This is a genomic window from Pseudarthrobacter sp. HLT1-3 (genome assembly GCF_059383535.1).
The window spans coordinates 186,430-207,302 of the sequence record NZ_JBWZCJ010000003.1 but is presented as its reverse complement, the minus strand read 5'-3'; the positions used below and the strand labels follow the sequence as shown (position 1 = coordinate 207,302).

Below are 20,873 nucleotides of genomic sequence, written 5' to 3'. Positions count from 1 at the left end.
TCCGGGGAACATAGCCCGCAGGCCGTAGCGGTCTGCCGGCCCGTCCCTCCGCACCTCCGGGCGCCCCTGTGCTGTTGCTCACAGCACCATCATGCCCCAGTTCACCCGCCGGGGTGCGCGGCCGCGCCCTGACTTCGGGGTCGCCGCGCGGGGGCAACGCAGTGTGGCAGAATTGACTCTCGTGCCACAGGCTCACCGCCTTGGCATGGTCCGCCCTGGTGTAATGGCAGCACCCCGGCCTTTGGAGCCGTGGAGTATAGGTTCGAGTCCTATGGGCGGAACAGGTTGGCGCCGAAGGGCCGGAACGGCACCCGGCGGGCGTGGCTCCGTGTGAGTCCAGTAAGATGAATCTGGCGCCGTGACCGGAGTCTTGTCCGGCCTGGCCGCGCGGATCCGGCAACCGCGGTACCGCACCGAGCGGCCCCAGCCGCCGGCCACCCAGATCCACCGAACAGCGGCATGAGCCAAAGCCACTGAGCAAGGAGAGCCCGTACGTGAGCCCCGAGAAGTCCGGCCCGGCCGCCGTCATCGTCCTAGCTGCAGGTGCCGGTACCCGGATGAAGTCCCGTACCCCCAAGATTCTCCATGAAATCGGTGGCCGCTCCCTCGTGGGTCACGCCCTGCACGCCGCCCGCACGATCCGGCCGCAGGAACTGGCCCTCGTCGTCCGCCACGAACGCGACCTCGTGGCCGCCCACATCGCCGACGTCGACCCGGACGCCCTGATCGTCGACCAGGACGAAGTTCCCGGCACCGGCCGCGCCGTCGAAGCCGCCCTCGAGGCACTTGACGCCCGTCACCCCCAGAGGCAGCTCAGCGGAACCGTCGTCGTCACTTACGGCGACGTCCCCCTGCTGACCGGCGAACTGCTCGGCGAACTTGTCGCCAGCCACGAGGCCGGACACCACGCCGTGACCGTCCTGACGGCTGTCCTCGACGATGCCACCGGCTACGGCCGCATCCTCCGGGCCGCGGACGGCTCGGTCACCGGCATCCGGGAGCACAAGGACGCCACCGACACCGAGCGGGCCATCCGCGAGATCAACTCCGGCATCTACGCCTTCGACGCCGCAGTGCTCCGCGACTCGCTGTCCCACGTCACGACCGACAACGCCCAGGGCGAGAAATACCTCACCGACGTGCTGGGCCTGGCCCGGGCCGCCGGCGGCCACGTCGCTGCCGTCGTTACGGAAGACCGCTGGCAGGTCGAAGGTGCCAACGACAGAGTCCAGCTCTCGGCTCTTGGTGCCGAGCTCAACCGGCGGACCGTCGAGGCCTGGATGCGCGCCGGCGTCACCGTCGTCGACCCGGCAACCACGTGGATCGACGCCACCGTGACCCTCGACGAGGACGTGCGGCTGCTGCCCAACATCCAGCTGCACGGCACGACGACGGTGGCGCGCGACGCCGTCGTGGGCCCCGACACGACCCTGACGGATGTCCGGGTCGGCGAGGGCGCAAAGGTTATCCGAACGCACGGGTCCGGTGCGGTGATCGGGGCCAAAGCGAACGTCGGGCCGTTCACCTACCTGCGCCCCGGTACCGTCCTCGGCGAGACCGGCAAGATCGGCGCCTTCTACGAAACCAAGAACGTCACCATCGGCCGGGGCTCCAAACTTTCCCACCTCGGCTACGCGGGCGACGCCGAGATCGGCGAAGACACCAACATTGGCTGCGGCAACATCACTGCCAACTACGACGGCGAGAAGAAGCACCGCACGGTCATCGGCTCAGGCGTCCGTACCGGCTCCAACACCGTCTTCGTCGCGCCCGTCCAGGTCGGTGACGGCGCCTACAGCGGTGCCGGGGCCGTGATCCGCCGCGACGTGCCGCCCGGTGCCCTGGTCCTGTCCCTGGCCAAGCAGCAGAACTCCGAGGGCTGGGTCCTCGCGAACCGCCCCGACTCGATTTCCGCGTCCCTGGCCCAGGCCGCCGGCGCCACCACAACTTCCTCCAGTACTCCGGCATCCACAGAAGAGGGCTAGCAAATATGAGCGAAATTACGGCACGCGGCGAGAAGAAGCTGGTGCTTGCCGCTGGGCGCGCGCATCCTGAGCTGGCGAAGGAAATCGCCAAGGAGCTCGGAACCGAGCTGCTGCCCTTGGACGCCTACGACTTCGCAAACGGTGAGATTTACGTCCGGGCCGGGGAGAGCGTGCGGGGTACCGACGCCTTCGTCATCCAGGCGCACCCGGCCCCGCTGAACAACTGGCTGATGGAACAGCTCATCATGATCGATTCGCTCAAGCGGGCCTCCGCCAAGCGCATCACTGTCGTGTCGCCGTTCTACCCGTACGCCCGGCAGGACAAGAAGGGACGCGGCCGCGAGCCCATTTCCGCCCGCCTGATCGCCGATCTGTACAAGACCGCCGGCGCCGACCGCATTATGAGCGTTGACCTGCACACCTCGCAGATCCAGGGCTTCTTCGACGGTCCGGTGGACCACCTGATGGCCATCCCGCTGCTGGCCGAGTACATCCGCACCCGGGTGGCGGCAGACAACATCACGGTTGTCTCTCCGGACACCGGCCGGGTCCGGGTCGCTGAACAGTGGGCCGAGCGCCTCGGCGGCGCTCCGCTGGCGTTCGTGCACAAGAGCCGCGACCTGACCGTCCCGAACCAGGCCATGTCCAAGACGGTCGTCGGCCAGGTCGAGGGCCGCACCTGCGTCCTGATCGACGACATGATTGACACCGGCGGAACCATTTCCGGCGCGGTCCAGGTGCTCAAAAACGCCGGCGCCAAGGATGTCATCATCGCCGCAACACACGCCGTCTTCTCCGACCCGGCGGCCCAGCGGCTGGCGGAATCCGGCGCACGCGAGGTCGTCGTGACCAACACCCTGCCGATTGACCCCAGCAAGCGCTTCCCGCAGCTCACCGTGCTGTCCATCGCACCGCTGATCGCCCGCGCCATCCGCGAAGTGTTCGACGACGGCTCCGTCACCAGCCTGTTCGACGGCAACGCCTAACCAGCCCAACCCGCGGTTGGGCCTGCTCAACCGTCCGCCGGTGCGGGGCCGTTTTCAGAAATCCGGCCCCGCACTGGTAGCCTTGAACCGAAACCTTGGCGAGGGAGAGCACCGGTAATCCGTATTCACGGATAACCACTGCTGGTCTCCGTTATCGACTGGGTCTGAATCTCCCTTCGGAAGGGCGGCCCCACGGCCACCCGGCGTTGAAGGTCGCAAACAGACCTCCGCCCTTGCTGATCACCGCAATCCCACGAGGAGATATCCATGGCTGAGCAGAAGCTCGCAGCAGAAGTACGTACCGAATTCGGCAAGGGCTTCGCCCGCCGCGCCCGCATGGAGGGCCTGATCCCGGCCGTCATCTACGGCCACGGCGCCGAGCCGATCCACATCACCCTGCCGTCCAAGGCCACCACCCTGGCCGTCCGCGTTGCCAACGCGCTGCTGACCCTTGACATCAACGGCGAACAGCACCTCGCCCTGGTCAAGGACATCCAGCGCAACCCGATCAAGCAGATCATCGAGCACCTCGACCTCCTGACCGTCCGCCTGGGCGAGAAGGTCACCGTGGACGTTCCCGTACACCTGACCGGAGAGCTTGCCCCCGGCAACGTGTTCAACCAGGAAATGACCACCGTCTCCCTCGAGGCCGAGGCAACCCACCTGCCGACCGCCATCGAGGTCAGCATCGAGGGCCGCACGGCCGGCGAGCACATCCACGCTTCCGACCTGGTGCTGCCCAAGGGCGCCGTCCTGCTGGCCGACGCCGAGGCCCTCGTCGTGCACATCTCCGAGGCCACCGAGGTCTCCGAGGAAGTAGCATCCGCCGACGTTACCGAAGGTTCTTCGGTCTCAGAAGCAGCCGAGTAGTTCCGGCGATTTTCGGTGGCCGGGTCCCTGTGGGGCCCGGCCGCCGTCGTCTGCCCAGCCTGCCATCGTGCCGCCCGACCCGGACTGCCCACCGAAGGACTGATCCATGACTGACACCTGGCTGATCGTAGGCCTCGGGAACCCCGGTGCCGAGTACGCCCACAACCGGCACAACGTCGGACAGATGGTCCTCGACGAACTCGCGGGGCGGATCGGCAGCGGATTCAAGTCCCACAAGTCCCGGTCCCAGGTCCTGGAGGGCCGGTTCGGCATTGGCGGACCACGGGTGGTGCTGGCCAAGCCGCTGAGCTACATGAATGTGTCCGGCGGTCCGGTCTCGGCGCTGGCCAGGTTTTATGACATCGAGCCGGGCCACATCATCGCCGTGCACGACGAAATCGACATTCCCTTTAATACGGTGAAACTAAAGCTCGGCGGCGGCGAGGGAGGCCACAACGGGCTGCGGGATATGTCCAAGGCCCTCGCCACCAAGGATTACCTGCGCGTGCGGGTCGGCGTCGGCCGCCCGCCCGGCCGGATGGATACCGCGGACTATGTCCTCAGGGATTTCTCCGGACCCGAAAAAAAGGAGCTGCCGTTCCTGATCGACAGCGCGGCCGACGCCGTGGAAGCTCTGGTCCGGGAGGGCCTGCAGGCGGCCCAGCAAGAGTTCCACCCGGCCAAGGCACCCTAACCGCGCCAAGGGCCTGGCCGGGACAGGTCAGCTCCGCGCCAAGGGTCTGGTCGTGACGCGTCCGCTCCGGCTGCCGCCCGCTCCACGCATGACGCGCCGCGACCCGCGCCCCAATTGTTTTCAAGGTTCCTGAAATGCGGATATGATCGCTCTACTCTCATGTCGGGGGATAGGGATACGCTACTTCTAGGCGGACGGTCTTGGTTTTGCCGCCCGCTAAGCGGTACGAAGGAAACAAGATGTCGAGGGAATCGCTGGGCTGGGGGAATGTTTCCACAACATTGGCACCCGCCGCCGAAGAACCTGCAACCGGACCACTGGACCGGCACAGGTGGTCTGGTCTCGCGCGCAATGCCGACGCCGACCGGGTCCGCAGCGCCCTGCTCGCGGAGGACCGGATGGGCGTGGTCATCACCGGTGACCGCGGCGTGGGCAAGACCCAGGTAGGACGCACTGCGATCGCGGGTTTCGGACCCGATGTTTACACCCTTCAGCTCCGCAGCTCGGGACCGGGCTCAGCGACGCCCTACGGATGCCTGGCATTCACGCTCGCCCGCCTGCCACAAAGCTCCCTGGGCTCGCCCACGGCCATCCTGCACGGCATCACCTCCCTGATCCGCGACGACGCCGCCGGACGCCAGTGTGTCATCCTGCTGGACAACGCCGGAGCCCTGGACGAACTGAGCACCGGCGTCCTGCTCAACCTGCTGCAGACCCGTACCGCACGCCTCATCGCCACCGCCCAGCGCACAACCGACCTTCCGCCGGACTTTTACTGGCTCATCACCTCCGGGCAGCTCGCCGAGGTCCGGCTCGCCAATCTCACGGAAATCGAAACGCTCGAGGTGCTCAAGGCAGCGCTGGGGCACAGGGTTTCCAGTGCGCTGGCAAGCCAGCTGCACCAGCTCGTCGGCGGCAGCCCCACCTTGCTGCAGGCCGTGGTCGCGGAGCAGATCGAAAGAGGCAACCTCGTGCTGTCCGGATCCGTATGGACTCTGGTGGACGAGGTGGTGCTGGACGGGCGCACCGCGCTGGAAGACATCGTCCGGGCGCGTTATGCCCGGGAAACACCCGTGGCCCGGGAGCTGATCGAAGTGCTGTCCTGCGCCCGTACCCTGCCCCTGGCCCGGCTTGCGCGGATGTACAGCCCCGGAGTGATAGCGGACATGGAAGACGCGGGCCAGATTGTCATCGACCGGACCGACCGGCACCAGGTGTCGCTCGGGGACCGCTACCTGGGCGACATCGTCCGCAGCTGGCTCAGTGTGGAACGCCGGCTGGAGCTGCGGGACAAGGTACCGGGCCACCAGCAGGAAGAATTGACGGAGCTGACTGTGGAGGACCTGCTGGCCTACGCAGCCTGGACCCACGATTGCGACGCCCCGCTGGCACCCGCCCACGCCGTGGCGGCAGCCGCCGCCGCCGTCAAACTCTTCGACCCGAAGTTCGCGCTCAAGTGCGCCGGCAGCCTGAGCCCGGAGGACCCGGAATGGAGCGAGGGGCAGCTGCAGAAATCTGCCGCCTACCTTCAGCTCGGTCTGCCACTCCAGGCCATGGCAGCCCTCGACGATGTCTCTGCGGGCCAGCTCAGCAGCCTCGGCGCGGAGGCGTACGCCGAGCTGATCGCCGCCAAAGCGGACTGCATGTCGTGGCTCGAGGACCGCACAGGCCAGGTCCCGGAGCTGATCCGGCAGGCCCGGCTCCGGCTCCATGTACTCGGTGAGGCGCGGCCAGCGGCACCGGCGGAGGAGCTGACCCGGGCCGGTCTGTGCCTGGACCTGTGCGAATTCAACTACCTGTCCTTCATCGGTGATTACCAGCCGATGATGGACCAGCTCAGGGCTGCGGCGGCGCCGGACCTGAATGACGACCCGGTACACCGGCTCCGATCCGGCATCATCCTGATGGAAGCCCTTTGCATGACGGGCAAGGAAAGCGATGCCCGAAAGCTGATGCGCGACATCGGCGGTCAGCTGGGGGAGTGGTCCAACGTTCCGCGGATCCGCGAAAACTTCGCCTGGCGATCTTTCAACGTGCTGCTGTTGTCCGGACAATGGCGGCAGAGCATCGACATGCTCAAGGACGCCAGCGGCAGGGCAGGCCACGGCCTGCATTCCGGGAGCGCGGCCACGGATCTGGCCGTTGGCCTCGCCTACGTATACGCGGGCCGGGGCTACATGGCCCTCGACCCACTCCTGGCCGCGATTGCGCAGCTCGAAGTCCGGGCGAGCCTGCATTCGCTGCGGCAGGCCTACGCAGCCACCGCCTTTGCCTACGCTCAGACCGGCAACTCAGCGCAGGCCACCATCTACCTGGACCGGGCACGGTCAGCGGAAGGCCCGGCCCGCTTCACGGTCAGCAGCTCCGCGGACTTCTGCATGGACATGGCCTCGCGCTGGCTCGGCGATCCCGAGGCCAAGGACCGGCTGGTGCGCTCGGCCGAGGAACATTACCGGGCCGGCCGCTATACCCTCGCCGGTATCTTCATGTTCGGTGCAACGGTCAACGGCACCACCAAGGACTTCCAGTTCATGGAGGACATCGCGTCATTGCGGCAAGGGCCACTTGCGGAGCTGTCCCGGACCGTTGCCGTCGGCAGCCGCAAGAAGGATGCTGGCATCATGCTGGAGGCAGCCGCCCAGGCGGCGGCCATGGAACTTGACGCGGTCCAGGCCCGATGCGCCGCCCTCGCCTTCGATTTCGCCAAGGCTGCGGGCCTGAGCGGCAAGGCCAGCGCCGCCCACGCCATCCTCGAGAGCCTCTCCGACGCCGTGCCTGCCCTGCCGATCATGCCCAGGAACAAGGGGCCGCTGCTCACTGACAGGGAGCGGCAGATAGCAACCCTTGCCGGCAACGGCGTGTCGAACAAGGACATAGCCCTGTCCATCGGTATCTCGGTGAGAACAGTGGAGGGGCACCTGTACCAGGTCTTCACGAAGCTGGGAGTTTCGTCGCGAAGTGATCTGCTTGGACTTATTTAGGAGCAGCGCCGCCGCGGCTGACGCGAGAGAAGGATCCGGAACCCTGACCGGCCGAATGGAGGACCTGCGGTCGGCAGTGGAGTCCATCCAAGGAAGCACCCACGTCGCGGTCCTGCTTCTTGGGGACAGCGGGATCGGGAAATCCACGCTGCTCGAAGCCGTGGTGTCTGAACTGGAGTCAGCGGTCACGCCCGTCCGCATCCATGGCAGCCCGTCGCTGGCGAATGTCCCGTACGGCGTTTTGGGTCCTTTCATTGTCGGGCTGCCGGTGCATGAAGCCACCTCGCAGCTGGCCGTACTAAGGACGTTCTGGTCCCGGTTGGAGGAGGAGCGAAGGGCTTCGCAGAAGCCCCTTCTGCTGATCGTTGACGACGCCCACGACCTTGATGAGCCGACCGCCGGGATCCTGGTGGAGCTCGCGGCGGCGGGTTGGGCGAAACTGCTGGTGGCCTCAGCCGCCCGGCCGGGCCTGCCGGAGCCGCTGCTGCAGTTGTGGTTTGAAGGAATTGCTGAACGACTCGACCTCCGTCCACTGAACCAGCAGCAAACGACCGAGATTTTGGAACAAACGCTGGGACGGCAGGTCCTTCCCTCTGTCGCGGAAATCCTTTGGGAAGCGTCAGAGGGCAACCCGCTGTTGCTCAATGGGCTGATCGACGACGCGCGGAGGGACGGCTCACTGCAGCAGCGCAACGGGGTGTGGCTGCTTGCGCGCCCCCTCAACAGCCACGGGGACCGGTTGACCGACCTGGTGCGCCGGCAGTTGCTCCGGCGCTCGCCGGACGAACGACAGGCCCTGAACCTGATCGCCCTGGCCGAGCCGGTGTCACGGGAGCTAATTGAGGCAACGGTGGGCGAGGTCCCGGTGGCCGCCCTGATCGAACACGAGTTAATCAAGGTCACGCCCGCACCCCACCCGCAACTGCGGCTGTGGCATTCGATCTACGCCGACACGCTGCGCAACCTGATTTCGCCGGCGCGCAGCCTCCAGCTCCGGCAGAGTCTCCTTCAGCTCATGGACAGCGAGCAGGCGTCGGCGGAAGGCCTGCTGCGCCAGGTGAGCTGGTCGTTGGAATGTGGCGCAGAGGTTGACGACCGGCAACTGCTGCGGGCGGCCGTCCTGGCCAGCCGCCTCCACCAGGACGAGCTGGCACGCAAGGCGGCCGCGCTGGTCAAGGACCCTGAATTGCAGGTGGCTGCACGCTCCGTAGCGGCCCGGACCTACTTCAACACCTCTGACTATGCCGCCGCCCGGGACATCCTGGAGGCCGACTTCGCCAAGGGACGCAGTGTCGCTGTCCTCCTTACGGGAACACTGATGTGGGCGGCGGTACAGGCCGCTCTCGGCCGCACGCCGACTGAGATCATGGACCGCGCCGGGGCACTCCTGGAGGCAGGGGACCGGCTGGCCAAGGAAAGCCCGGAAGAAGCCGAGGAAATCCTTGCCGCCGTCCGGGAACGGTACGCCACCCTGCACGCCATGGTTTTCGCGCTGGCGGGCGAATATCCGGACGATCCCGGCACGGAGGCCGCAACGCCGGCCGGCCCGTCCAATCTGCCGGCTAACTCCCTCGAGGCAGCGTTCAGGCTTGCCCTGGAATCCGAACGGCTCCTCGTGCAGGGCAAAGCAGTCCAGTCGTTCGCGGCGGCGTCCCAAGCCCTGGCAAATGCGGGCACTGGACACGACGAACTGTATTACCTTGCTGAATTCCTAGTGGCTCGGGCGGCAGCGGCTGCGATTCACAGTGGCGAGTGGGACGCAGCGGAGGCACTCCTGTCCGAAGCGTCCGCCGGGCCCGGACCAACCCTCGCCGCCTTCGGCGGGGGAGTCCACGCCGCGCACGGCATCATCCTGACCTATCAGGGCAAGGCCGCCCAGGCCCTGACCACACTCAGTGCGGCGCTGGAGTCACTTCGGCTCGCGGACCCCCAACAGCTCTTCGCTTTTACGGCCTCGATGGCTTTCGCTGCCGCCGCCGAAGTCGGCGCCAAAGATGCGGCCGCGGCGTTCCTTGCCGACTACAACGCAGCCCCACCGTCGGTATCACGCTACCTGCGCACCCTCTCGAAGATGGCAGTCACCTACGGGAAAGCCCGGCTGGGCAATCACCCGGGTGCCATCGGCGAGCTCCGGACGCTGGGCCGGCCCCTTGGCGACGGTTCCACCCCCGGCCTGGAGTTTGACTCGCTGTCATTTTGCCTCGCGCTGGGGGACCGGGACGCCGCTGCCCGACTGCTGCAGTTGCGGGACGAGCTGGAGGGCCCCAGGGCCGCGGCGATCTGTCGCTATGCGGCTGCCATCAGTACCGACCTGCCCGCGGATCACCTCGAAGCGGGCAAGAGCTGCGAAGATGCCGAGCTCTGGGGCTTCGCGGCCCTTGCCTACGATGCAGCCGCCAATGGGTACCGGCTTGCCGGTGACACGCTGCGGGAGAGGATGGCGATGTCGCAGCGCAAGCGGTGCCTGGACCGGGCCGACAGTGTTGACGGCCGGGAGCCGGACACCGAGAGCGACTCCCTTGGTTTGCTGACACGCCGGGAGCGCGACATCGTGGCGCTCGCCGTGCGGGGCCTCAGCGACCGCCAGATCGCCGCCGAACTGCAGGTATCCATCCGGACGGTCGAGGGCCACCTGTACCGCAGCTACGCGAAGCTCAACATCAAAGGCCGGGACCAGCTGCCCGGCGTGTCCCCCTCCTAGCTGATGCGGCCGGCTGATGCGCGCGCCGAGTGGGCAGCCGTCTGCCGGCCGGCCGCTGCGCCGGGGTTGTCCCGTCATCCTGGGGAATCAACGCCCGCTCACACCGCCGGAATGCGTAGCTTCCGGGGTGCAGCAAGTAGGCCCCCAGCCGGCCGGGTATGGGGACCGCGTAGCCGGACCGCGCCGGCGTCGGATGCCGGGCGCAGTGGCAAGTACCCTCGATCAGCGTTCCGGTCGGAACCCGCCACGAAATCGAGTACGGACTACCGGTGCGCCGGTGCCGTCCGGTTCGCTAGATTGTAGTCAGCACCAAGAACTACCCGACAAAGGATTTTGAACGTGGAGCCATCAACGCGGATGCGGCCCAGGCCCTCCGATGAAGCTGCCAGGATCGCCGGCGTGGGGAACGATGGTTCACTCTGGTGCCATAGATACTAATTCCAGTCTGAAATGGTCTCCCGAATGGTTCGCGCCGCGTGCGTGAACCCCCTTGACGGAGCCGACGGCGTCGGAACCTTCTGAGACCGAGGTTCCTCCCCCCAGCCGCCGCCGGCTCCCTAAGCTTCAGTGGCCGCAGTCCTGGCTCGGCCGCCCGCGGGTCGGGCGGCCGTGCCAGGACTGTGTCGCCGGAAGCAACAATCGTCCGGCTCCGGCGGGCCGCCAGGGCCCGCGGAAGTCCCGACGCGCCGGCGTGAAACAGCATCCCGCGGCCTGCCCGGGCGGCCGATTCCCACTACTTGGTTATGGGATACCGGGGCCCGTCGAATTCTGAGTACACCTACGTAGCCCAGGGCTCGCTACTGCGACCGTAATCGAGTAGCACTTACGCATCCCGAAAATTCACCTTATCCATAAGTTGGACCTATCGGTAGTCAATACTTTGATTGCGAAGGTCTCTCTCATGTTTCAGCAAGAAGCCGGCCTGTCTGCGGGCAGCGGCAGAACAGATGTGATTTCACCAGCCCACCATCCGGGGAAGGCGTGGCACGAAAAGCACTATACCCGGCACCAGACCGTTGAAGACGTCGTCGCGGCCCTGACCTCGGGATCCGGCTGCGGGGCGGTGATTGTGGGGGAACACGGCGCCGGAAAGTCCTTTATTGCCCAACGGGCCCTTGAACAGCTCGGTGACGAGTTCCTGGTGGTGCAGGTCCGGGGCAGCTCCATCTCATCGAAGCTCCCCTACGGTGCCCTCAGCGTGCTGCTCAACGAACTTGATGCCTCCCACCTCGAGCATCCGCTGATGGTACTGCGCGGCCTGACCCAGCTGCTGCATACCCGTGCCCAGGGCCGCAGCGTCGTACTTTTTGTCGACAATGCCCATGACCTGGATGAGCTTTCCACGATGATGGTTGCCCAGCTCTGCGCCGGCGGTCACGTCCTGCTGCTCGCCGCGTGTGTTGACCTGCCCAACCTGGGCAGCGACATTATGGGTCTGTGGAAGGACGACCTTTTACGCCGGGTAGACATCGGCCCCTTTGATTTCAGCGAGACGGCGGACAGCCTGGCCCAGGAGTACGGTGGCCACTTCTCCCACACGGCGGCACGCGCCCTGTGGAACGCCAGCGGCGGCAACGCGCTCTTCCTGCACTCCCTGGCGCGGGAGCAGATCAAGCTGGGAACAATTGTCCGCCACGAGGATTCCTGGGTTTTGGGGGACCGCCCGGTGGCTCTGGCCGGAGAGATCCGGGATGTGCTGAAGGCGCGGCTCAACCGGCTCAGCCCCGGCCAGCGGGATGTGTTTGAGCTCTTGTCGCTTGCCGGAGCACTGCCCCTGCAGACCCTGATGAACGTGTCCAAGGCGCAGGACATCGACACCCTCCAGGAGCGGGCCCTCATCCACGTGAGCCATGAGCATCCGCCCATGGTGAGCATCGCCAACCCGGTGACTGCCGGAATCGTCGCCAGCGTTGTACCGCCGGGCCGCAGTGCTGAGCTTCGACGCCGGCTCGGGGCCGTGCTCCAGGATCAGGAGCAGGACGAATACACCGGCTCCACCGCGGTCGCCTGGGCGTTGGACTGCGGCGAAGAGGTGGATCCGCGGCTTGCCCTGGCAGCCGCGCGCCTTGCGAACAAGGCATCCGATCCGCAGTCCGCGCTGAGGTTCACCAGGGAAATTGCCGGCGGACAGAAGCAGGCGGAAGTGGCCGTCGAATCTGCCAGGGCGTTCATCGCCCAGCACAACGACGAAGCAGCCCGACGCCTCTTGACCGACGTTGAACAGCGGGCCGGTGATGCTCTGGCACTGGACGAGTGGGCCTCACTTCAACTGCTCTGGGCGGAGCTGGACAGGCGCAGCCCCGCGGCGGCGGCCGGTGCCCTGGCCAGGCTGCAGGAGGTCGAACTGCGACTCGCAATGTCCGGGGACACCGGGACGGAGCTGGGTGCCGTGGCCGAGCGGGTGCGCCTGGCCTACGCCGAGCTCGCCGTTTTCGAAGGCCGGTACGGCGATGTCCTGCAGATGTTCCGGCAGACGGATTCCCTTGACCTGAGCAGCGAAGCCACAATCATGGCGGCGAGCCTGCTGAGCGAGGCCAAGGCTGTCACCGGCGAGATCCTTGGCGCTGTGGGGCTGGGCAGGCAAGTCATTCTTGCCGCTGCCGGCCTGGATCTGTCCGACGCCGCGATCCGCGAAATCAGGGGCCGGTTCCTGCTGCTCCTGCTGCTCTCGGCAAAGTTCCGGGAGGCCGGTGACTTCATTGCGGGCACGGCGGAGGCCTGGGACGAGCAGGCCAGGCTTGGCGGTATGTTTGAGATCGGCCAGGGTATCGTCGACCTGCACCGCGGTCAGCTCACCCGGGCACTGGAGCGGCTGGAGTCCGGGGTCTGGCAGCTCAGCGTGCATGACCCGGATGCCGTCGCCGGCCTCGCCACCGCAGCCTGCGCCTATGCATTCGCGCTCCAGGGCGATGAGGACAAAGCAGCGGCCCTGCTGATGGACGTCGAAGAGCCGATGCCCAGGGCGTCGTGGCTGGTGAACCGGATCACGCGGTACTTCGAGCTGTCCGCCAAGGCGGAAATCGGCCAGAAGACCGAGGCCCTCCGCGCGCTGAAGCTCGAGGCCGACATCGACACCGAGGCCTCAGCGCTTGCTACCGGGCTTCAGTTCCTTTCAGCGGTGGCCCGGCTGGGGGACCGTCAGGCCAGCCAGAAACTCAGCGATCTTGCGGGCCAGGTCACGGGGCACTTCGCCGGTCTGTGCTCGCGGCTCGCCGAAGGGCTGAAGGATGCCGACAGCGAGGAATTGCTCGCAACGTCCAAGGAAGCAGACGCGGCCGGCCACGGAATCTTCGCCAGGGACGTCACCAGAAAAGCCGTGAGCTGCGCCAACGACGCCGGGAACCGCATCTCCCTGAGGATGGCCCAACGGACGCAGCAATCCCTTGAGGACCGGTTCGGGAACCCCAGAAACGGCGTGCTCTCGCTGCTGACCTCGACCCTGACAGCGCGGGAATCCGAGGTGGCGGTGAGGGCTGCTGCCGGTACTTCCAACCGGAAGATCGCCGACGAGATGCACGTTTCGGTCCGCACGGTGGAGGGGCACCTCTACCAGGTGTATGCGAAGCTCCACGTCGCGAGCAGGTCGGAACTCAAAGATGTCATCTCCGGACCAGTGGAACACGCCCGCCTGGGCTGACCGAACCGGCCCGCGATCCTCCGGGCCAGTCCGCGTACCGCTTTGCCGGCGCAGGGAGGTCCGGATTGGAAAGTCTGACTGAGTCTGCCGCGCTGGTCGGCCGGACCGCCGTCGTCAAGGACATTGTCAGATGTCTGCGCGACGGCGGGAAATCCGGCGCCCTCATCGTCGGCAACCCGGGCACCGGGAAGACCGCCGTTTCCAGGGCGGTGCTCCGGGAACTCCGGCCGAGCGCGGGCGTGATCCGCCTCGCCGCCACTCCTGCACTGTCTGCCGTGCCCTTCGGCGCGCTGTCGCCCTATCTCGGCCAGCTGCCCGCACAGGATCTGGACTCATTTTCCGCCGTCGTGAAGACCGTGACGGACAACATCAAGGCGCAGCCCAGCAGACCGCTCTTCGTCATCGACGACGCCCAGTGCCTGGACCGAGGGACGACTCAGCTCGTGGCGCAGGCAGTAGCCACCGGTGCCGCCAACGTCCTGGCCACCTGCCGGCCGGGTTTGCTTATCCCCGAGGAATTCCTGGCCCTCTGGGATGACGGGATCCTGGCGAAGTTCGACCTGGAGCCGCTGACCCGGGCCGAGGTCCACCAGCTCTGCGAGCAAGTACTCCGGGCCGACGTGTCGCCCTGGGCCAGCGCGGTGTTCGCCGACGCCTCCGCCGGGAACCCCTATATGTTGCTGTCCCTGATCGAACACGCCAGGAAATCCGGGGTCCTGGGGCTTCGCCACGGCATCTGGTTCCTGCTCTCGCGTCCCGCCCTGTCCGAGATCCCGGGCGCTGACCTGATAGGCCACGAACTGCGTACGATGTCACCCGAGGAACGGACCGCTGCCGCCATTGTTGCCCTGGCGGGACCGCTTCCGCTCGGCCAGCTGCTGGGGTTTGGTGGACCAAAGGCTGTCGACGCGCTGGAACGGGCCGGAATTATCAGCGTGTCTCGAGGCGCCGACCGCACGGTGCGCCCCGCAAGCCCCCTGATCGGCGAGATCATCCGCCGGTGGGTTCCGGCGGGCAGAAGCGCGGGACTCCGGAACAGCTTCGTGTCACTGCCGTCGGGAGCGGCCGTACCGCCGGACGCCTTCCTGAACCGGGTTCGGTGGGCCCTGGATTGCGGAGCCGTCGTCCCGGCGGATCAGCTGCTGAAGGCGGCGTGCACGGCAAATGCCGCCCTCGACGCCCCGGCCGCGCTGATGACCGCTGAGGCGGTGACGGACGATGCGATGATTCCCGAGGCCCGGCTGCAGATCGCTTATGCCCGGTATCTGCTGGGCCACCACGAACAGTCCGCGAAATTCCTCCAGCTCGCAGCGCCCCTCACAAACGAAAGATCCCGCTATCTGGCGGCGCTGTTGTCCGGCCGGCTGCGGAACGGCCAGCCGGCCACCCCACGCGACGCCGCGGTGACGCCGTCGTGGTTGGATCTGACCCCGATTGCGGTTGCAACGGGGACTGCCGGCAGCCAGGCCAGCCCGACGGACTGCGTGGGAAGGCTCAGCAGGCTGGTGGTGGCGGCCGGGGAGCGGCCCGAGCTTAAACTTCCGGCGGAGTCCCTGCTCGCCGAACTGCTCTGCGCCCAGGGCAGGGTGGCGGAGGGCGTTGGACTGGCCCGCGATGCCTGGCAGGGGGCGCAAGGCTGGGACATGGCCTTGCCGCTCGTCTATGAAGACCTCCTGGTGCGCTACAGCCTGAGCCTGAACTGGGCCGGGGAGTGGGAGGCGCTCGCCGCCGCCCTCGATGAGTACGAAGCCCACTACCCTTCGAGGCTGTTGCTCAGCGGCGGAACCCTGCACCTGATGCGGGGCCTCGCCCGCGTCCGTCAGGGGCGCATGCCCGAGGGCATTGCCGAACTCGTTCTCGGCGTCGAGGAACTCACCATTGCCGATCCCTGGGAGCTCTTGCCCTTTGCGCACGCGGTCGCGGCCTATGCCGACTCCGTGCTGGGTCACGGCCAGGAGGCTGAGGAGCATGCGGCCGCTTTCCGGCTGTTCCGGTACCGCGGGCCGGGGGCAGTTCCGCTGCTCGCGGATGCGTACTCAACCGCGGCCGGCGGCGCCCCGGGCGGGGCCGGGGATGTCAGCCGGAGGCTCACCGGCCTGGCCGCGGAAGCCAAACGGCAGGGACTGCGGGGGGTCGAGACCGACATCAGACGGATGGCAGTGCGCCGCGGGGACACCGAGGCCGCCGACGGCCTCGCCCGCAGCAGCCTCGCGGTCGAGGGGCGCGAAGCGGGCATGCTGCACGACTATGCGCTCGCCGTGCTGCATGCAGACGACGCCGAACTCGTCCACATCAGCGACCAGGCGCTGCGGGCCGGCTACGTGTTGCTGGCCCTCGAAGCGGCACAGCAGGCGGAACGCTGCCTGGCCGAGACGACCGACAAACGGAAACTGCTGGCCGTCCAGCGCAAGATCCAGAACCGGATGACTGCCGCCGGGATGGCAGCGCACATTGACCTGGTCCGACCGGAGCAGGATGCGGAACTGACCGCCCGGGAAACCGAAATCCTCGACCTGGTGTCCGGCGGTGCCACGAACGCCGAGATAGCCAGCAGGCTCTGCGTGTCGCAGCGGACCGTGGAAGGGCACCTCTACCGGGTCTTCGCCAAGCTCGGCGTCAGCCGGCGGGTGGACCTCATCGACACGGGCGGCGATTCGCACCGGCCCTGAGGGCCAAACCGGGGCCGTCGTTCCGTGGGATGATGGACTGTAGTTCATCTAATCCGATTTGAGGAGGCCAGCGTGGCTTTTGCGGCGACGTCAGAGTCCCGGACCTTGCCCGCACTGAGCGACGACGAGGTGCTGCGGATCCGCAACGACTTCCCCATCCTCGCCAGGTCCATGGGCGGGCACCCGCTGATCTATCTGGATTCCGGCGCGACCTCGCAGAACCCGATCAGCGTCATCGAGGCGGAGCAGGAGTTCTACGAACAGCGCAACGCCGCGGTCCACCGCGGAGCCCACCTGCTGGCTGTCGAGGCGACGGAGTCCTTCGAGGACGCCCGCGACACTCTCGCTGCTTTCCTGGGCGCTGGGGCCGATGAGATCATCTGGACCTCCAACGCCACCGAGGGCCTGAACCTGCTCAGCTACGCCTTCCTGAACTCGTCCCTGCCGGGCGCCGGGGCGGAAGCGGCACGATTCGCCCTCCGGGCCGGCGACGAGATTGTGGTCACCGAGATGGAGCACCACGCGAACCTGATCCCGTGGCAGCAGCTCGCGGAGCGGACCGGTGCGACGCTGCGGTACATCCCCGTCGACGACGCGGGCGTCCTGGACCTCGAGGCCGCCGCCGGCATCATCACCGGGGCCACCCGGGTCCTCGCCTTCAGCCACGCCTCAAATGTCCTGGGCACCATCAACCCGGTCAAGACGCTGGTGGCGATGGCCCGCCAGGCGGGGGCACTGACCGTGCTGGACGCCTGCCAGTCCGCGCCGCACCTGCCGCTGGATGTGAAGGACCTCGGCGTGGACTTCGCGGTGCTGTCCGGACACAAGATGCTCGGGCCCACCGGCATCGGCGTGCTGTACGGCCGGTCCGAACTGCTGAACGCGCTGCCGCCGTTCCTCACCGGGGGATCGATGATCACCACCGTGACGATGGAACGCGCCGCGTTCCTGCCCGCCCCGCAGCGCTTCGAAGCGGGCACCCAGAAAGTCTCGCAGGCCATCGCCCTCGCCGCGGCGGCGAACTACCTCACCGAAACGGGGATGGGCCGCGTCCATGCCTGGGAGTCCCTGCTCGGCCAGCGCCTCGTCGAAGGACTCGCAGCTATTCCCGGTGTCCGGGTTCTCGGGCCGGCCGCCGGCCAGGAGCGGATCGGGCTCGCCTCCTTCGACGTCGCCGGGGTGCACGCCCACGACGTCGGCCAGTTCCTGGACAGCAAGGGGATCGCGGTCCGGGTCGGCCACCACTGCGCGCAGCCGCTGCACCGCCGTCTGGGCCTGACGGCCAGCACCCGGGCCAGTACCTACCTGTACAACACAACGTCCGACGTCGACGCCTTCCTCGCTGCTGTCACCGAGGTCCGCGCCTACTTTGGAGCCTAAGGATATTCCCGCATGAGCCTCGAACAGCTGTACCAGCAGATCATCCTGGAACACGCGAAACTGCGTACCGGCAGCGGACTGACGGAGACCCCGGTTCCGTCCGGGGCCTCGTCCGGCCAGTCCCACCAGCTCAACCCGGTCTGCGGCGATGAGATCACCGTCCGGGTCGCGGTAGCTGACGGCAAGGTCGCCCAGCTGCGCTGGGACGGGGCCGGCTGTTCGATTTCCATGGCTTCGGCCTCGGTGCTCACCGACCTCGCCGAAGGGATGGACGTTGACAGCTTCACCCACGTCATCGACAACTTCCGTGAAGTCCTGCGGTCCCGGGGGAAGCTCGCCGCCGATCCCGAAATCCTGGGCGACGCCTCAGCCTTCGAAGGCGTCTCCAAATACGCTGCCCGGGTCAAGTGCGCCATGATCTCCTGGGTGGCGGCCGAAGACGCCCTGGCCCAGGCCCTGGCCCCGAGCACGCCGGCACACTAGCCTCCCGCGGGACCCGGGACGCAGCCCGCCCCCCTAAGCGAGCAGCCCGGCGATTCCGATCGCCGCCGTCGCCGCCCCCAGCAGCATCGAAATGCTGACCAGGACGACGTGGACCGTGAGAAAGCGGGTGGCCTTGCCGTTCCCGTCGCGGGCCCGCGGGTCCTTCATCACCCTGCGCAGGAACTGCGGCCAGACGGCGAGGGACCAGACGCCGGCCGCGATCAGGACGACGGCCAGGATTGCCGGCATTTCCATGTGCTAGTGGCTTTCGAGCCAGGCCTGGGCCTGGGTGGACTGGATGTTCAGGGCCTTGCCCACCATCGGCTCGGCAGCTTCGGCGATCTTTCCGCCCAGGAACGGCACGGAGGAGGTGACGGACCCCTCAAGCTCGATCCGGGTGCTGCCGCCGTCGGCGATCAGCCGCTGGACGGCATTGACGTCCAGCGGCGCGCCGGAGACCTTCAGGGTGATGTTGCTCTGCCGCGAGCCGTCGGCGGCGGGGGCGTCCCAGTTCTCGAGCTGCGTCACCTTCAGGCTTTCGCCGACGAACTTCCGGGCCATTTCGGGCATCCGGGTGGTCGGGATGGTCCGCACGGTCGTGGTGCTGAAGGCGCCGGCCGTGTCGCCGTCGACGGTGAAGGATTCAAGGGTGCCGCCAACGAGTTCACTGGTGTGGCGCAGGAAATCCTCGTTCACGAAGACTGCGGTAACGCGGTCGACGCCGTGCGGAAGGTTGGTGGATGCACTCAATGCCATTAGGGGTCCTCCATGGGGTGGAACTGGTCGTTTTGGGCTCCAAACATCCTACGCGGTGTGCCGGGCCGGATCCGATTCGAGGTCCTGGAGACTCTTCGCCGCGGCCGTGATGTTCCGTGACATGGCGGGGAAGATCAGGCTGTGGAACGGCAGCACGGCCAGCCAGTAGAGGCGCCCGCTGAGACCCTTCGGGAAGAAGATCGCGCGCTGGCGGTAACGGCTGCCCGTCCCCTCCGGCTCCACCGACAGCTCCAGCCAGGCCCGGCCCGGCGCCCGCATCTCGGCCCGCAACCGGAGCAGCCGGCCCCGGTCGATCCGCTCGGCCCGCCACCAGTCCACCACTTCGCCTTCGGCCAGCAGGTGCGGGTGCCGCCGGCCGCGCAACAGCCCGGCCCCGCCGGTGAGCTTGTCCAGCCAGCCGCGGACGCGCCAGGCCAGCGGAAGGGAATACCACCCGTTGCGCCCGCCGATCCCTTCGATGATGGTCCAGACGTGCTTCGGGTCCACCTGGCTGGAGTAGGTGCGCTCGTCAACGTACACCCGGTGCCCGGCCCAGTCGGGGTCGCTGGGCAGCGGATCGGCGTCGGCCCCTGCACTGGCCCAGGTCGTCTCGACCTGGCCGTCGCGCTCCTTGCCCAGGGCTAGCGCCACGGCCCGGCGGTAGGGGGTCAGCCCGCCGACGGGCTGCGGGATGTAGGAATCGATGTCGTGTTCGCGCGAGACCGCATCGTGCTGCAGGGATTCGACCAGCGGCAGCGACATCGAGAGCGGGATCGGGGTGGTCAATGCCACCCACATGCCCGCGAGCTTGGGCGCCGGAATGGGGAGGGCCAGCACCACGCGGTGCGGGAGCCCGGCCTCGGCAGCGTATTCCTGCATCATTCCTGCGTAGCTGAGGACCTGACGGCAGCCGATATCGAAGGTGCGGTTGATCGGGCCTTCCAGCGAGGCGGCCCCGACAAGGTAGTGCAGCACATCGCGCACCGCAATCGCCTCGATCTTGTTGCGCACCCAACTGGGGGCCGGCATCACCGGGAGCGTCTCGGACAGGTGCCTGATCATCTCGAACGACGCCGATCCCGAGCCGATCACAACGCCGGCCTGGAAGACGACTGCGTCCACCGGGCTGTCGAGGAAGACCTTGCCCACGGCCTCGCGGGACCGCATATGGGTGGACAGCTCGGTGTCCGTGGGGTGCAGGCCGCCCAGGTAGACGATCCGGTCCACGCCGGCGCCGGCCGCGGCCTGCGCGGCGGTCTCCGCCATCGTCTTTTCCTTGGACTCGAAACCCGACCCGGTGGCCATCGAGTGGACGAGGTAGTACAGGACGTCGACGCCGGCCAAGGCCGCGCGCAGGGCTTCGCCGTCGTCGAGGCTGCTCTGGATGACCTCGACGTCGGCCAGCCACGGCACCCCGGCGATCTTCGCCGGCGTGCGGACCACGACCTTGACCGTGTGCCCTGCCTCCAGCAGCCGGGGGACCAGCCGGCCACCGATGTAGCCGGTGGCACCGGTAACCAGCACCGTTTTTGGCCTGACGGTTTCCGCGGGGGTTGCCTGCGCGGGCGGGGGCTGGGGGGTATCGGGGGTGCTGGGCATGGTGACTCCTTGTCGTCTATCAGCCATTCGGAGCGCCGGGCCGTTCGGACGGGCCGCGTATCCTGCCAGCCTAGACCCGGGGCCCCTGTGCGGCCCCGGGTCAGGGCTGCGCGGTAGGCTTGGGGTACCCGG

At 67.5% G+C, this 20,873-nt stretch carries 13 protein-coding genes and 1 tRNA gene; 11 read left to right on the top strand and 3 right to left on the bottom strand.

The window, feature by feature from the left end:
• The first annotated feature begins 209 nt into the window (after positions 1-209).
• The 11 genes from AC50X9_RS04215 (at position 210) to sufU (ending at position 18,386) form a co-directional block, all read left to right on the top strand.
• Positions 210-281, top strand: a tRNA-Gln gene (locus AC50X9_RS04215).
• Positions 282-494: 213 nt separating this feature from the next.
• Positions 495-1,985 carry a bifunctional UDP-N-acetylglucosamine diphosphorylase/glucosamine-1-phosphate N-acetyltransferase GlmU gene (gene glmU / locus AC50X9_RS04210; RefSeq protein ID WP_494890561.1) on the top strand — a complete coding sequence of 497 codons (1,491 nt, stop codon included), beginning with the start codon at positions 495-497 and terminating at the stop codon, positions 1,983-1,985.
• A 5-nt stretch (positions 1,986-1,990) separates the two neighbouring features.
• Positions 1,991-2,971, top strand: coding sequence for a ribose-phosphate diphosphokinase (locus AC50X9_RS04205; RefSeq protein WP_494890559.1), 981 nt, complete (start codon positions 1,991-1,993; stop codon positions 2,969-2,971).
• A 267-nt stretch (positions 2,972-3,238) separates the two neighbouring features.
• Positions 3,239-3,841 carry a 50S ribosomal protein L25/general stress protein Ctc gene (locus tag AC50X9_RS04200; RefSeq protein ID WP_494890557.1) on the top strand — a complete coding sequence of 201 codons (603 nt, stop codon included), beginning with the start codon at positions 3,239-3,241 and terminating at the stop codon, positions 3,839-3,841.
• 106 nt (positions 3,842-3,947) lie between these two features.
• A complete protein-coding gene (pth, locus tag AC50X9_RS04195; RefSeq protein ID WP_494890555.1) occupies positions 3,948-4,535 on the top strand; it encodes an aminoacyl-tRNA hydrolase in 588 nt (195 codons plus the stop codon).
• 239 nt (positions 4,536-4,774) lie between these two features.
• Positions 4,775-7,516, top strand: coding sequence for a helix-turn-helix transcriptional regulator (locus tag AC50X9_RS04190; RefSeq protein ID WP_494890553.1), 2,742 nt, complete (start codon positions 4,775-4,777; stop codon positions 7,514-7,516).
• A 55-nt stretch (positions 7,517-7,571) separates the two neighbouring features.
• Positions 7,572-10,217 carry a LuxR C-terminal-related transcriptional regulator gene (locus AC50X9_RS04185; protein WP_494890551.1) on the top strand — a complete coding sequence of 882 codons (2,646 nt, stop codon included), beginning with the start codon at positions 7,572-7,574 and terminating at the stop codon, positions 10,215-10,217.
• A gap of 901 nt (positions 10,218-11,118) precedes the next feature.
• Positions 11,119-13,854 carry a helix-turn-helix transcriptional regulator gene (locus AC50X9_RS04180; RefSeq protein WP_494890549.1) on the top strand — a complete coding sequence of 912 codons (2,736 nt, stop codon included), beginning with the start codon at positions 11,119-11,121 and terminating at the stop codon, positions 13,852-13,854.
• Between the two features lie 65 nt (positions 13,855-13,919).
• Positions 13,920-16,523 carry a LuxR C-terminal-related transcriptional regulator gene (locus AC50X9_RS04175; protein ID WP_494890547.1) on the top strand — a complete coding sequence of 868 codons (2,604 nt, stop codon included), beginning with the start codon at positions 13,920-13,922 and terminating at the stop codon, positions 16,521-16,523.
• Between the two features lie 72 nt (positions 16,524-16,595).
• The gene (locus AC50X9_RS04170; protein WP_494890545.1) at positions 16,596-17,903 is read left to right on the top strand and encodes a SufS family cysteine desulfurase; all 1,308 of its coding nucleotides are present in this window, start codon (positions 16,596-16,598) and stop codon (positions 17,901-17,903) included.
• A 12-nt stretch (positions 17,904-17,915) separates the two neighbouring features.
• A complete protein-coding gene (gene sufU / locus AC50X9_RS04165; RefSeq protein WP_494890543.1) occupies positions 17,916-18,386 on the top strand; it encodes a Fe-S cluster assembly sulfur transfer protein SufU in 471 nt (156 codons plus the stop codon).
• 33 nt (positions 18,387-18,419) lie between these two features.
• Here sufU and AC50X9_RS04160 read toward each other — a convergent pair whose 3' ends face one another.
• The 3 genes from AC50X9_RS04160 to AC50X9_RS04150 are packed head-to-tail and all read right to left on the bottom strand — an operon-like array spanning position 18,420 to position 20,741.
• Positions 18,420-18,641, bottom strand: coding sequence for an SCO4848 family membrane protein (locus AC50X9_RS04160; RefSeq protein WP_494890541.1), 222 nt, complete (start codon positions 18,639-18,641; stop codon positions 18,420-18,422).
• 3 nt (positions 18,642-18,644) lie between these two features.
• Positions 18,645-19,142, bottom strand: a complete 498-nt coding sequence (locus tag AC50X9_RS04155) for a DUF2505 domain-containing protein (RefSeq protein ID WP_494890539.1) — start codon at positions 19,140-19,142, stop codon at positions 18,645-18,647.
• Positions 19,143-19,190: 48 nt separating this feature from the next.
• Positions 19,191-20,741 carry an SDR family oxidoreductase gene (locus tag AC50X9_RS04150; RefSeq protein WP_494890536.1) on the bottom strand — a complete coding sequence of 517 codons (1,551 nt, stop codon included), beginning with the start codon at positions 20,739-20,741 and terminating at the stop codon, positions 19,191-19,193.
• Positions 20,742-20,873: the final 132 nt, after the last annotated feature.

Coding starts and splice junctions, on each gene's coding strand:
- AC50X9_RS04205 (WP_494890559.1), top strand. CDS start 1,991: ATGAGCGAAATTACGGCACGCGGCGAGAAGAAGCTGGTGCTTGCCGCT.
- AC50X9_RS04200 (WP_494890557.1), top strand. CDS start 3,239: ATGGCTGAGCAGAAGCTCGCAGCAGAAGTACGTACCGAATTCGGCAAG.
- pth (WP_494890555.1), top strand. CDS start 3,948: ATGACTGACACCTGGCTGATCGTAGGCCTCGGGAACCCCGGTGCCGAG.
- AC50X9_RS04190 (WP_494890553.1), top strand. CDS start 4,775: ATGTCGAGGGAATCGCTGGGCTGGGGGAATGTTTCCACAACATTGGCA.
- AC50X9_RS04185 (WP_494890551.1), top strand. CDS start 7,572: ATGGAGGACCTGCGGTCGGCAGTGGAGTCCATCCAAGGAAGCACCCAC.
- AC50X9_RS04180 (WP_494890549.1), top strand. CDS start 11,119: ATGTTTCAGCAAGAAGCCGGCCTGTCTGCGGGCAGCGGCAGAACAGAT.
- sufU (WP_494890543.1), top strand. CDS start 17,916: ATGAGCCTCGAACAGCTGTACCAGCAGATCATCCTGGAACACGCGAAA.
- AC50X9_RS04160 (WP_494890541.1), bottom strand. CDS start 18,641: ATGGAAATGCCGGCAATCCTGGCCGTCGTCCTGATCGCGGCCGGCGTC.
- AC50X9_RS04155 (WP_494890539.1), bottom strand. CDS start 19,142: ATGGCATTGAGTGCATCCACCAACCTTCCGCACGGCGTCGACCGCGTT.
- AC50X9_RS04150 (WP_494890536.1), bottom strand. CDS start 20,741: ATGCCCAGCACCCCCGATACCCCCCAGCCCCCGCCCGCGCAGGCAACC.